The following is a 12,131-nucleotide window of genomic DNA, read 5'->3' as shown; positions in this document are numbered from 1 at the left end:
GGCCGTTGCCGAGGGTTTAGAAATCGGGTCAGGATTCCAAAAGCCCCACCTGCCGGTTACCATCGCCAAACGTCGCGGGTGTAGCTCAATGGTAGAGCTGTAGCTTCCCAAGCTACTGACGAGGGTTCGATTCCCTTCACCCGCTCCACGATCTCTTTTCGGCCCCCACCGAGATTCTCAGACCCGACAGCGTGAGCTGACATGGCGGAAGCAATCACCCTCGGTTGGCGGGAACGACTGGCATTGCCTCAGTTCGGCATCGCCTCCCTCAAGGTTAAACTCGATACGGGCGCGCGCAGCAGTTCGCTGCATGTGGACCAGTTGGAAACCTTTACCCGCGACGGCAATACCTGGCTGCGATTCATGGTGGGCCTGGGGCGCCGTTCAGGGCGTCAGGTGCTTTGCGAAGCGCCGGCTTGCGACCGTCGCGTGGTGGTCGACACCGGCGGCGGACGCAGCGAGCGCTGGTTTATCCGTACCGACGTGATGCTGGCCGGCGAGCGTTTTGAAGTTGACATAAATCTGACGGATCGTCGGCACATGCTGTTTCCTATGCTATTGGGGCGCACCGCGCTGGTTGGGCGCTTCCTCGTCAACCCAGCACTTTCCTATACGTTGCCCAAGCCCGCGCACCTCACGATGGATAAGCCATGAAAATCGCCGTCCTTTCGCGCAACGCGCGGCTGTATTCCACGCAACGCCTGGTCGAGGTGGCGCGCGAACGCGGGCACGTGGTGCGCGTGCTCGATCCGCTGCGCTGCTACGTGCGTATCGCGCCGGGCGAAGTGGAAATTCGCTACAAGGGCAAAGCGCTGCACGATATCGACGCGGCCATCCCGCGCATCGGCACATCGAGCACGTTCTATGGCACAGCCGTGTTGCGCCAGCTCGAAATGATGGGCGTGTACACGCCCAATTCGTCCGACGCGGTGCTGCGTGCGCGCGACAAACTGCGCTGCTTGCAGATCCTGTCCGCGAAAGGTCTGGACATGCCGGTCACCGTGTTCGGCGACAACCCTGACGACACCACCGATGTGCTGGACATGCTCGGCGACCCACCGCACGTGATCAAACTCAACGAAGGCAGCCAAGGCACCGGCGTGGTGCTGGCGGAAAAGCGCAGCGCATCGCAAAGCGTGGTGGAAGCGTTCCGCGGCCTGTACGCCAACTTCCTCGTGCAGGAATTTATCGCCGAAGCCAAGGGCAGCGATCTGCGCTGTTTCGTGGTGGGCGGCCAGGTGGTGGCAGCCATGCAGCGCGAAGCGGTTCCCGGAGAATTTCGCGCCAACCTGCATCGCGGCGGCACCGCCGTCGTCGCCAAATTGACGCCGGCCGAGCGGCGGATTTCCATCGATGCCGCCGAAGCCCTTGGCCTGGGGATCGCCGGCGTCGATCTATTGCGCTCCAAGCGCGGTCCGCTGGTGCTGGAAGTGAACGCGTCGCCAGGCTTGGAAGGGATCGAAGCGGCTTCAGGTGTGAATGTGGCCGAGCACATCATCCTGCACCTGGAGCAGCACTGCGGCAAACGCCGTAAACGCGCGTCCTCGCGCGCATTCACGCAGTGACCACAAACCTGCACCGCGCCGCGCATTAACCAAGCAGTGAGCGCGGGTTAACTACGGCGTAACTGCTCCGCGTCTATAAAGACCCTACTGTTTGTTTGCTCGCTACTTCAATCGCAAGGGCGACAGCAGACGACGGTATCGGGGCAGTAGCTTCAGCCCGGATGCGGCAGCGCAGCTGCAGTGTCCGGGCTTTTTCTTGGCTGCGGCCCCCGAAAAATGAGCTGGCACTAAACGTTCAGCCTGGCTCTTAACATTTGCGTCCTTCACTCGTTAAGCTTGGGGCTCCCCCGGCCCTTGTGCTGGCTGCGTAGCGGAGAGACGCATGCGCGTTCTAGTCATAGAAGATAACAGCGATATCGCGACCAATATTGGCGACTATCTGGAAGATCGTGGCCACGTCGTGGATTTTGCCGGAGATGGCGTCACCGGCCTGCACCTGGCCGTGGTGCACGATTTCGACGTCATCGTGCTCGACTTGACCCTGCCGGGTATGGACGGCCTGGACGTAGCCCGCAAGCTGCGCCACGAAGCCCACAAGCAAACCCCCGTGCTGATGCTCACCGCCCGCGACGCCCTGGAGCAAAAGCTCACCGGTTTCGAGTCCGGCGCGGACGATTACATGACCAAGCCCTTCGCCCTGCAGGAGCTGGCCGCGCGCCTGGAAGTCTTGGCGCGTCGCGGCAAGGGCCCGCAGAGCCGTGTGCTCAAGGTCGCCGACCTCACCTATAACCTGGACACCCTCACGGTCACCCGCGACGGCAAATCCATCCAGCTCAATCCGATCGGGCTGAAGCTGTTGCAAGCGTTGATGGAAGCCAGCCCTTCCGTCGTCACGCGGCAGGATCTGGAACAGAAAGTGTGGGGCGAAGAATTGCCCGACAGCGATAGCCTGCGGGTGCACATCCACGGTCTGCGCGCCGCGATCGACAAGCCGTTCGAAAAGGCCTTGATCCACACCAGACACGGCATCGGTTACCGCATGGTCGATCCGGATGCAGTCCAGGCGTAAGCTGCGGTTTCGCCTCATCCTCTCCTTCGCGCTGTTCGGTTTTGGCCTCAGCGCGTTGTTTGCCGTGGCGTCGTTGTATGTGCGCTACAAGGTCGAGAATCAGTTGGTCGCTGGCGCGCTGCAAAGCGACGTCGATCAGGCGGTCGATAAAACCATCGCCAATCCCAATCAGCCGGTTGCTTCCGAATTGGTGGAAGCGTGGATCAAGAGCGATCGCACGCTCTACAAGATGCCGTTGGCGTGGCAGAACCTGGATACCGGCATCCACGACATGTACGAAACGGATGCCAGCGGGCATGTCAAACACTACAAGCTCGCCGTTCGTCGCAAGGACGGCATTATCGGGTTCGTGCGCTACGACATCAGTCGCGAAGATCTAGGTAAGCGCCAGCTGATCACATCGCTCATTTCTGCGGTTGTTTTGTTTAGCTTGTTGTCGCTCGCGATTGGTTTGTGGCTGTCGCGCAAAGTGCTCAAACCCGTCAGCGAATTGGCGCGACGCTTGCGCGATTTCAAGAAAACAGGTCGAGCCGAACCGCTCGCGGTGCACTTTGCCGACGATGAAGTAGGCGAGTTGGCGCAAGCATTGGACGAATACGCCAAGCGGCTTACCGCCATTGTGGAACGCGACCGCGAATTCAATTCCGATGTAAGCCACGAGTTGCGCACGCCGCTTGCCGTTATTTCCAGCACGACGGAACTGTTGCAAGGTTCACCGGATCTCACCGACAAATTGCGCGAACGCCTCAAGCGTATCGAGCGTGCATCGCGTCAGGCGACGGAACTGATCGAGGCGCTTCTGCTTTTGTCGCGCGCCGAGCGCCGCGGGCCGACGCGTGGCGAAACCACTGATGTCGCCAAAGTCGCCTCCGACGTCATCGAAAGCCAGCGGCCGCAAATTCGCGACAAACCCGTCGACATCGAGCTGGTGCAGAACGATGCGATCACCGTCAACGCGCCGGCTTCGGTATTGTCGGTGGCGCTCACCAACCTGATCGGCAATGCGATCAAATACACGCTCGAAGGTCGCGTGACGGTCACCGTGGAAAAAGGTCGTGTCGACGTGATCGATACCGGCCCCGGCATCAAACCGGAAGACGCCGAGCGCCTATTTCAGCGCGGCGTGCGTGGTGAGGGCGCAGGCGGAAGCGGCGCGGGTCTGGGCCTAGCCATCGTGCGTCGTCTTTGCGAGCTTTACAGCTGGGATGTGTCGATGCGACCACGCACCGATACCAACGGCGCCATCGCGACCATCGTATTCGTGCGCAGCGGCAGCGATTGAGCTTTGGAATTTGCCCTCCCCCTGCAGGCAGGGGGAGGTTGAGAGGGGGTAACGCACCTCGCGATAACGCAATGGATTTGCGATGGACGAAAAATGGATGCGCGCACGCGCGCTTCGTCATGCTACAACCGATCCGGAACGCCACTTGTGGCGCTTTTTGCGACGCGAAAATCTCGCGGGATTCAAGTTCCGGCGGCAATATCCCATAGCTGGATATATCGTAGATTTTGTCTGCGTATCAGCCAAATTGGTTATTGAACTGGATGGCGGGAAGCATAGCGAATCGCGGGAATACGACGTGAATCGTACACGCGTAATTGGGTCGCGTGGATATCGTGTTTTGCGCTTTTGGAACGATGACGTACTGCTTCGGACGGAAAGTGCGCTTGAAGAAATTTGGCGGAATTTGCCGAATCGGTAAGGTTGGGGACTGACCCCACCCCAGCCCTCCCCTACTACGCAGGGGAGGGAGCGGTTATCGGCGAGACAGTGTCTTCATGGCGACGACAATGCTAAGGCGCGTGCATCAGCACTCGATCACGTTGACCGCAAGCCCGCCGCGCGACGTTTCTTTGTACTTGTCCTTCATATCGCGACCCGTATCGCGCATAGTCGCGATCACCTTGTCGAGCGATACGCGGTGCTTGCCGTCGCTCTTGAGCGCCATGCGGCTGGCGTTGATGGCTTTGACCGAGCCCATGGCGTTGCGCTCGATGCACGGAATCTGCACCAGGCCGCCGATGGGATCGCACGTCAGGCCTAGGTTGTGTTCCATGCCGATTTCAGCGGCGTTTTCGATTTGATGCACGGTGCCGCCCAAGGCGGCGGTTAGGCCGCCCGCGGCCATGGAGCACGCGACGCCCACTTCGCCCTGACAACCGACTTCGGCGCCGGAAATGGATGCGTTCTCTTTGTAGAGAATGCCGATGGCGGCGGCGGTGAGTAGAAAATCGATAATGCCGTTTTCGTCGGATTTCGGGCAGAAACGGTGGTAGTAGTGCAGCACCGCCGGAACGATGCCCGCCGCGCCGTTGGTCGGTGCGGTGACGACGCGTCCGCCGGCGGCGTTTTCTTCGTTCACGGCAAGCGCGTAGAGATTCACCCAGTCCAGAATCGTGAGCGGATCTTTGAGCGACGCCTCGGGTTGGTTGCGCAATTCCGTCGCCATCGCGGGCGCACGACGCGTGACTTTCAAGCCGCCCGGCAATATGCCCGGCGAGCGCAGCCCGCGTTCCATGCATCCTTGCATGGCTTTCCAAATATTCAGCATGCCTGCGCGGATTTCCGCTTCGCTGCGCCAAACCTTTTCGTTTTCCATCATCAGCTGGGCGATGGTCATCTTGTGCTGTTCGCACAACGCCAGCAATTGATCGCCGGTGGCGAAGTGATACGGCTGCTCAGTGGTGTCGGCGACGATGCGGTCTTCCGCCGCTTCATCGTGATTGACGACGAAGCCGCCGCCCACGGAGTAGTAATCGCGCGTCGCCAGTTCGTTGCCGTCGGCATCGTAGGCGGAGAAGCGCATGCCGTTGGTGTGGAACGGAAGCTTTTGACGCTTGTTGAAAACGAGATCGCGCTTTTCGTCGAACTCGATCTCATGTTTGCCGAGGAGGCGAATGCGATGACTCGTATGCACGCGCTTGAGAATCTCGGGAATATTGTCGGCGTCGACCGTATCCGGATGCTCGCCCTCGAAGCCGAGCACGACGGCTTTGTCGGTGCCGTGTCCACGACCGGTCATGGCGAGAGAACCGTAGAGTTCCGCGCGCACGCGCACCACGCGATCGAGCACGCCTTTTTCATCCAGCCAGCGCTCGGAAAAACGAGCGGCGGCCCGCATGGGGCCTACGGTGTGAGAGGAAGAAGGGCCAATACCGATCTTGAAAATATCGAATGCGCTGACAGCCATGGGGGCGATGCGATGACAGGGAAGAACTGGCTATTCTACGCGGACCGTTCCTTCCCAGCATTCTGCGGACGCACGTAATGGCCGATTGGGTCCTTTACCAACGCGATTATTGCCACCTGTGCGACATGGCCCTGGCCGTGCTGGCCGAAGCGCGTGCGCCGGATTTCGATAGCGTCTGGGTGGACGACAGCCAGGAGCTGGAAGAACGCTACGGCGCCCGTGTACCCGTGCTGCGCGATCTACGCAGCGGGCGGGAGCTGGATTGGCCGTTCGATGCCGACAAAGTGTCGCGTTGGATCCATGCGAACGGACGATGAAGAACGAGTGGGGTAACCCGTTCCTCACCGTTTAGCGTAGCGCCGATTACTTGCCTTTGAGCACCAGATGCGCCGTGATCTTTACGTCCGCGCCAATCACGGACGTATCGGCGTATTGACCGCCGCCCACGCCGAAATCCAGGCGCTTGAGCGAGCCGCTTACGTCCAGCGTGGCGCCGCCGCCCTGAGGCTTGAACACGACATTCAAACTCACCGGCTTAGTCACGCCGCGCAACGTCAGCATGCCATCGGCCACGACTTGGTTGCCTTGCTGATGGAACGCCGTGGTGACGAAATGCGCTTGCGGAAATTTCGCGACATTGAAGAAATCCGCACCGGGCAGGGCGCCATCGCGATCGCTGTCGCCGGTTTTGGCGCTGGAAAGATCCACGGTCACATCGAATTTCGACGACGCCAATTTGGCTTGGTCGTAACTGATCGCCGCCGTCCATTTCTCGAAGTGGCCATCGAAACCACTGCCCTGGAAACTGTCGGCAAAACCCAGCGTGCTGCCCGGCTGCACGGTGTAATCGGTCGCGGTGGCGACGCACGGTGCAGCGAGCACGAGCAGCAACGCGAGCGCGCGAGGACGAATGCGAAAGGTCATGAGAGCTCTCCTTGAGATGATTTGTCGCCATTGACGCGGCTAAACGGCAGCATGCGACGAAGAACGTTGTCGCGATCGAAGAAATGATGTTTCAACGCGGCGCCGACATGCGCGACCAATACCAGCAGCAACAGATAGAACAGCGATTCGTGAATCGCGTGCGCGGTGCGCGCCAGTTCATCGTTTTTGTCGGCCAGTGCGGGCAGATTGAACAGCTTGAACCACTGCAGCGGATAACCGTGCAAGGAATTGAACCACCAGCCGCTCAGTGGCAACGCAAGAATGAATCCGTACAGCGCGATATGCGTCAGGTGTGCGCCGATGCGTTGCCAACGCGGCATCGGTTCGTCCGGCGGTGCGCGGTCGTAAAGCCGCCACGCGAGGCGCAATGCGAATAACGCGAGAATGGTCAAGCCTATCGATTTATGCAGCGCGTAAACGCTGATCTTGGTCATCGACGGCGACATATCGGTCATCAGCAATCCCCAGATGCCGTTGCCGAGAATGCCCAGTGCCACCACCCAGTGAAACAGTTTGGAGACCGATCCCCACTGGCGGTCGTCGCTACGCAGACTCATGGATGTTCCTTGTCGTTGGTCGAGTTGTCGCGAATGCCTTCGAGCTCCAGCCAGATCGCGACGTCGTGGCCGATGGCGTTGGGAAAGCCGCTGATGCCGAACGCGGTGCGATCGAGCGTGGCGGTTGCGGAAAAGCCAGCGATCGTATGCATGCCGTAAATGGTTTTGCCGACGCGGTTGATGCGAAACGGTATGTCGATCGGCCGACTCACGCCATGCAGGAGAAGCGTGCCATGCAGCACGCCGTGCGTATCGTCTTTGCGTTCCACCGACGCGCTGCTGAAGTGCGCGGTCGGATACGTTTTGCAATCCAGCAGCGAGGGCTTGCACACCGCTTCGTTCCAGGCGGCGTCGCCCAGATCCAGGCTGCGCATGTCGATATCCAGTTCGGTGCTCGATTGCGTCCAATCGTTGGGATCGAAACGCAGCGAACCTTGCGCGATATGCAAGCGGCCCAAGGGGCGCGAGAAGCCGTCGTGGTCGATGCTGAAGACGATCTGGCTGTGCACCGTGTCGTAGCGATAGCTGTCGGCTGCTAAGACAGCCGACGGCAGCCATAGCGAGCTGAGACACACGGTCAGCAGAGAGCAGGCGAGGCGGCTTTTCGTCATCCAGGAAGTCTGGCGGAAACGCTTAGGGTCTGCCAGCGCGGGCGCGGAAACGGATTGTTGCCGCTGGATGAACAGCACATGCGGATACCTGTCAGGTTTGGCATGATCCCTCCCCAGCGAGCGTGTAGGGTACCGCTCTCACGCGAATGGTCCGGGGGCCACTGTGGCGGTTTTTAGTTTGGGGCTGGCCTTCCTGCTGAGTGCTTCCGTGCCCGGCGGGCCCGCATCCGCGGCGTCTCAAGCGACTGCTCCTGCCGCGCAAACGACCGCTCATGCGCAGGATTCCGCACCCCTGCCCACGCCTCAATTTCGACGCTACGGCGTGCAAGAAGGCTTGCCTAGCAGTGCTGTCTATGCGGTGGCGCAAGATCGTGATGGCGCTATGTGGTTCGGCACCAAGGGTGGCATCGCTCGATTCGACGGCCTGCATTTCCAGGTGTTTCGTCATATCGAGAACGATCCCGACTCGCTCTACAACAACGAAATCGCCACCCTGGTCGTCGGCAAGCGCGGAATGATTTGGGCCGGCAGCCTCGATGCGGGGCTCAATCGCTACAACCCCGACACGGGCAAGTTTACGCATTGGGGGCATATTCCGGCGGATCCGCAAAGCTTGGCCAGCGATCGCGTCTGGGTGATCGCGCAGACCTCGGACGGCGCCATCTGGGTGGGCACCAACGCGGGGCTCGACCGCATGTTGCCCGACGGGCACGGCTTCGAGCACGTGGTCAATCCGCTCGCCGGCCTGTATCCGGGTGATATGGGCACCGTGGAATCGTTGTATGCCGATCCTAAGGGACGCCTTTGGATTGGAACGGATCGAGGCGTGTTTCGACGCGACGCGGATGGAAGCTTTGTGCGCATCAAGCCCGCCGATCCCAACCAGTCGATGGACGCCTGGCGCATTGATGGCAATGGCGACGAAGTGCGTATCGACACCGATCGCGGACTGTTGATGGTCGGCGCGGACGATGTCGCGCGATTGTTCGGCGATCCGGTCATCCCGCACGAGACCAATATCATGACCAGCACCCGCGATAAGGCGGGTCGGCTATGGATCGGCACGCAGCGCGGCATGTATCTGCAAACCCATGCGGACGGGCCGATCATCGAGCTGGTCAATCAGCCGCTTTTGTACGGAAATCTACCGGGCACGTGGGTGTGGCAAACGCTGATGGACCGCGAGGGCGGCATGTGGGTCACGCTGCTTGATGGCGGTGTGGCGTATCTCGCGCCCGGTTGGGGACGTTTCAGCCGCTTTACGCACATACCCGACGACGCCGACAGCTTGCGCGATTCGGTGGCGACCACTATGGCGCGCGGACGCGATGCTACGCACATTTGGGTGGGCGAGCGCGAAGGCCGCATCGATCGACTCGATCCCGTCACCGGCAAAGTGGAACACATCCTCAGTGGTCTGAACGGAAACGTTCTCGGCATGACCGAAGACAATCGGCATCGTCTGTGGATCGCCGTGCAAGGTGCGCTGTATCGCTACGACTATGTGCATGATCGGTTGGATCTGATCGATCCGCAGAGAAAACTGCTCGACCGCCCACTGGAAGTGGAGTCGGGCGTCGACGGAATGATGTATGCGCGCACCTTCGGGCAAGGGATTCTTCGAATCGATCCTGAGACCTTGGAGGTGTCCGAGGTTGCGATGGATAAGCCTAACGAGAAGGTGACGTTAGGCAGTCAGATGATGCTTTACAAGGATACGTTCTGGTACGCCAGCGATGGCGGACTGATGTGGTTTGACCGCGCGCGCGATCGGTTCGTCGTCGTACCTGGCGTACCGGTCGATAAGCCCATCGACGCCTTCGATTTCGATCGCACCGGCATTTGGCTGGCGACAGAGGATGGTTTGTCGCATTACCGCCGGAATGGTCAGGCCCTGGTGTTGGATCGCACAGTGGACGCCTCGCAAGGTTGGCCATCCGTGCGGGCGGTCGACTTGGACGTGGATTGTTACGGACGCGTGTGGGTTTTTAGCGTCGATGGGTTGTGGCGTTTCGACCCCAAGCAAAACAGCTTCTATCACGTTGGTTTGCAGAACGGCCTGGCGAACGGCGAATTCGCGCGCGGCTATGCATTGTTGCCGAACGGTTATCTCTACGCGGCGACCAATGGCGGTGTGGTCGGATTCGATCCGGACAAGGAGGATCCCGCTTCTGTCTTGCCGACGTTGTCGGTGACGCAAATCACCGTGCAGCACAAAGGCGTGACGCACGGACTGCCGTTGCTAGCGGAGCCAGTCAAAGTCGGCTGGCGCGATAGTCAGCTGCATATCCAGGCCAGAGTGTTTTCCTATATCAACCCGACCGCCAATCAATATCGATACCGCCTCAACGGGTTCGACAACGATTGGGTTGATCTGGACAATCACGGCGAGCGCGAATTCACCGGCCTGCGCAGCGGCCATTACACGCTGGACATCATGGCGCGTGGGTCGGAAGGCGGCTGGGTGCAGTTGCCGACGCCGCTGCAAATTACGGTGCAATCGCCGCCTTGGTTGCGTTGGTGGGCATGGCTGCTCTATGCAGTCATGGTGGCGGGCATCGCGGCATTGGTGATGCTGGCATGGCGTCGTCGGTTGGCGCATCGCCATCGCATGCAGCTGGTCGAACAGCGGCATCAGATCGCCGAGCAATCCAGTGCGGCCAAGAGCCAGTTTCTCGCCACGCTCAGCCATGAAATTCGCACGCCTATGACCGGCGTGATCGGCATGGCCGAATTGTTGCTGGCTACGCCGCTGAACGATACGCAGCGCGAATACGCCGAATCCATGCAGCGCGCGAGCAACGCCTTGCTGAAACTGCTCAACGATGCGTTGGATCTCGCACGCATCGAGGCCGGCAAGCTTTCGCTGGACCCGGCGCCGTTCGAGCTGCGGCCGATACTGCAGGACATCGTGCGCTTGCAGAAAGGCGCCGCGCTGGCCAAAGGATTGTCGCTCGATATGCACATCCAAGACGATGTGCCGTCATCGTTGGTCGGCGATGCATTGCGCATACGACAAGTGCTGTTCAATCTCGTCAACAACGCGGTCAAATTCACCGAGCGCGGCAGCATCCGCATCAACGTGAAATGGGTGAGCGGCTCCCTGTTGCTGGATGTGATCGACACGGGTCCAGGTATTTCCGAAACCAGCCGCGTGCGTTTATTCCGCCGTTTCGAGCAGGACGAAGGTCCGCAACGCAGCATCGGCAGTGGCCTTGGCTTGTCGATCTGCAACGAATTGGTAAGCCTGATGGGCGGCAGCATGTTGCTGGATTCCACGCTCGGCATCGGCAGCACCTTCCACGTGCGCATCCCGTTGCAGGTTGTGCCAGAAGCGCCGCAAACGGCTGCCGATATCGTCGCTCCGCAAGAAGGGCGTTCGCTGGATGTGCTGTTGGTGGAAGCCGATACGGTGGCCGCCAACGCGATTCGCGGCATGTTGGAGCACCAAGGCCATCACGTGCGCTGCGTCAGTCATGGATTGAACGCGCTTGCGGAATCGGCGTTGAAGGTGAGCGATGTCATTGTGCTTGAACTGGATTTGCCCGGCATCGACGGCTTTCAGATCGCGCAGCTCATTCGCCATGGCGAAGTCAAAGGCGAACACGTGCCCATCGTTGCGATGACGGTACGCGGTGGTGAGGCGGATATCGCGCGCGGTCGCGAGGTCGGTATCGATGCGTTTTTGCACAAGCCGCTGACCGGTGCGCAACTCGCCGCGGCGTTGCAAGAGGCGTTAATGCGGCGGGAAGCAAATCCCGTCTAAGATATTTCGAGGCGGCGGCGCGACTCAACGCGCGCCGCGCTCGCTTACATATCGAACTTGCTGACTTCGAATCCAAGCCGCTGATATTCGCGCCATCGCACGCGCGAACCGTCGCGTTCCGCAGGATCCGCCGCAACCACCTCCAGCACACGGTCACCATAGGTTTGCGGACACTGCTCGCGCAGATTGATGATGAGCGGCCGCGCTTGCGTATCCACGCCGGGCGGGGCGATCAGCACGGCGGTATGTGCATCATCGTCGTCGCCGGCCAATTGATGCGGAATGTACGCATCTTCGTCGAACGACCACAGCAATTCGTCCAGCGCCTCGGCCTGCGGAAAATCGCGCGTGAGAATAAGCGTGGGTTGTTGCGCGGCGAACGCTTTTTTCGCCAGCTCGCAAACCAACAACAACGGTTGCTCGCTGAAACGCGGCTTGGCGATAAGGTAGAAATCGGCGCGGGGCATCGTTATGGACGTGAAATGTG

The 12,131-nt window shown here is 60.3% G+C and carries 12 protein-coding genes and 1 tRNA gene; 8 read left to right on the top strand and 5 right to left on the bottom strand.

Translation table 11 applies throughout. The annotated features are described in order from the left end of the window. Positions 1-74 precede the first annotated feature (74 nt). The 6 genes from L0U79_RS17520 to L0U79_RS17495 all read left to right on the top strand — a co-directional run bounded on the left by L0U79_RS17520 (position 75) and on the right by L0U79_RS17495 (position 4,277). Positions 75-148 (top strand) — tRNA-Gly (locus L0U79_RS17520). Positions 149-201: 53 nt separating this feature from the next. Further along, on the top strand, positions 202-654 hold the full coding sequence (locus L0U79_RS17515) for a RimK/LysX family protein (protein WP_233843510.1): 453 nt from the start codon (positions 202-204) through the stop codon (positions 652-654). Further along, the gene (gene rimK / locus L0U79_RS17510; protein ID WP_233843509.1) at positions 651-1,565 is read left to right on the top strand and encodes a 30S ribosomal protein S6--L-glutamate ligase; all 915 of its coding nucleotides are present in this window, start codon (positions 651-653) and stop codon (positions 1,563-1,565) included. Before L0U79_RS17515 ends, rimK begins: the two co-directional genes overlap by 4 nt. Positions 1,566-1,887: 322 nt before the next feature. Next, the gene (locus tag L0U79_RS17505; RefSeq protein WP_115494911.1) at positions 1,888-2,574 is read left to right on the top strand and encodes a response regulator transcription factor; all 687 of its coding nucleotides are present in this window, start codon (positions 1,888-1,890) and stop codon (positions 2,572-2,574) included. After that, positions 2,558-3,856: a HAMP domain-containing sensor histidine kinase gene (locus L0U79_RS17500; RefSeq protein ID WP_233843508.1), complete on the top strand. Its 1,299-nt coding sequence runs from the start codon at positions 2,558-2,560 to the stop codon at positions 3,854-3,856. Before L0U79_RS17505 ends, L0U79_RS17500 begins: the two co-directional genes overlap by 17 nt. Positions 3,857-3,938: 82 nt before the next feature. Further along, positions 3,939-4,277 (top strand): DUF559 domain-containing protein, encoded by a 339-nt coding sequence (locus L0U79_RS17495; protein ID WP_345778444.1) that lies wholly within the window; start codon positions 3,939-3,941, stop codon positions 4,275-4,277. 105 nt (positions 4,278-4,382) lie between these two features. Here L0U79_RS17495 and L0U79_RS17490 read toward each other — a convergent pair whose 3' ends face one another. Then, positions 4,383-5,765: an L-serine ammonia-lyase gene (locus tag L0U79_RS17490; RefSeq protein WP_233843507.1), complete on the bottom strand. Its 1,383-nt coding sequence runs from the start codon at positions 5,763-5,765 to the stop codon at positions 4,383-4,385. Between the two features lie 77 nt (positions 5,766-5,842). Between L0U79_RS17490 and L0U79_RS17485 the strand changes: the two genes are divergently transcribed. Then, positions 5,843-6,082, top strand: a complete 240-nt coding sequence (locus L0U79_RS17485; protein ID WP_233843506.1) for a glutaredoxin family protein — start codon at positions 5,843-5,845, stop codon at positions 6,080-6,082. Positions 6,083-6,128: 46 nt separating this feature from the next. Here the strand turns inward: L0U79_RS17485 and L0U79_RS17480 are convergent, their stop codons facing one another. The 3 genes from L0U79_RS17480 to L0U79_RS17470 are packed head-to-tail and all read right to left on the bottom strand — an operon-like array spanning position 6,129 to position 7,878. Continuing rightward, positions 6,129-6,689, bottom strand: coding sequence for a YceI family protein (locus L0U79_RS17480; RefSeq protein WP_233843505.1), 561 nt, complete (start codon positions 6,687-6,689; stop codon positions 6,129-6,131). After that, positions 6,686-7,267: a cytochrome b gene (locus tag L0U79_RS17475; RefSeq protein WP_233843504.1), complete on the bottom strand. Its 582-nt coding sequence runs from the start codon at positions 7,265-7,267 to the stop codon at positions 6,686-6,688. Before L0U79_RS17475 ends, L0U79_RS17480 begins: the two co-directional genes overlap by 4 nt. Beyond that, positions 7,264-7,878, bottom strand: coding sequence for a YceI family protein (locus tag L0U79_RS17470; protein WP_233843503.1), 615 nt, complete (start codon positions 7,876-7,878; stop codon positions 7,264-7,266). Before L0U79_RS17470 ends, L0U79_RS17475 begins: the two co-directional genes overlap by 4 nt. A 163-nt stretch (positions 7,879-8,041) precedes the next feature. Here L0U79_RS17470 and L0U79_RS17465 point away from each other — a divergent pair, with 163 nt between their 5' ends. Then, on the top strand, positions 8,042-11,644 hold the full coding sequence (locus L0U79_RS17465) for an ATP-binding protein (RefSeq protein WP_233843502.1): 3,603 nt from the start codon (positions 8,042-8,044) through the stop codon (positions 11,642-11,644). A 44-nt stretch (positions 11,645-11,688) separates the two neighbouring features. On the opposite strand, the gene L0U79_RS17460 is transcribed toward L0U79_RS17465, so the two are convergent. Beyond that, positions 11,689-12,111, bottom strand: a complete 423-nt coding sequence (locus L0U79_RS17460; protein ID WP_233843501.1) for a DNA polymerase III subunit chi — start codon at positions 12,109-12,111, stop codon at positions 11,689-11,691. Between the last annotated feature and the right edge of the window lie 20 nt (positions 12,112-12,131).

Source organism: Dyella sp. 2HG41-7 (genome assembly GCF_021390675.1).
Taxonomy (GTDB): domain Bacteria; phylum Pseudomonadota; class Gammaproteobacteria; order Xanthomonadales; family Rhodanobacteraceae; genus Dyella_B.
Note: the sequence above shows the minus strand (reverse complement) of the source record. Positions and strands in the feature narration are given on the sequence as shown.